General features: G+C 54.0%; 1 protein-coding gene. It reads left to right on the top strand.

What is annotated here, in order from left to right; genetic code table 11:
- Window positions 1–476, top strand: a 476-nt coding sequence (locus tag B2T33_RS03040) for an HrcA family transcriptional regulator (RefSeq protein WP_414716630.1), incomplete at both ends; no start/stop codon positions are given.

The raw sequence follows: 476 nt of genomic DNA, 5'->3' as shown, positions 1-476 counted from the left end.
TATCTAAATACCCGGTTGGCTGGAAAGACGCTTGATGATGCGCGCCTTTTGATGACGAAGGAGCGTGATCGTCTCAAGCAGGAGCTTGATGAACTTTCCGCCAATCTGATTGATGCGGGCCTTGCAACATGGGCCGGCGGGGTCAAGGGATCGTCCCTGATTGTGAAGGGGCAATCCCAGCTGTTGGAAAATATCGATACGATTGAACAGCTTGAGACCGTGCGCCGCCTGTTTAACGTGCTCGAAGCCCGCGATCAGATGATTGAATTGCTCGATGTGACGACGGATGCCCAGGGCGTTCAGATTTTCATCGGGTCGGAGAATAAACTGTTCGGCGGATCGGGTCTTTCGATGGTGATTTCGCCCTATCAGAATGCTGAAGGCAGCATTGTGGGTGCAATCGGGGTTGTCGGACCGACCCGGATCAATTATGCCCGGATCATTCCGCTGGTCGATTACACCGCCAAGCTGGTCGG

Source organism: Thalassospira sp. UBA4513, assembly GCF_002388495.1.
GTDB lineage: Bacteria > Pseudomonadota > Alphaproteobacteria > Rhodospirillales > Thalassospiraceae > Thalassospira > Thalassospira tepidiphila.
This window is presented reverse-complemented; position numbering and strand designations above follow the sequence as displayed.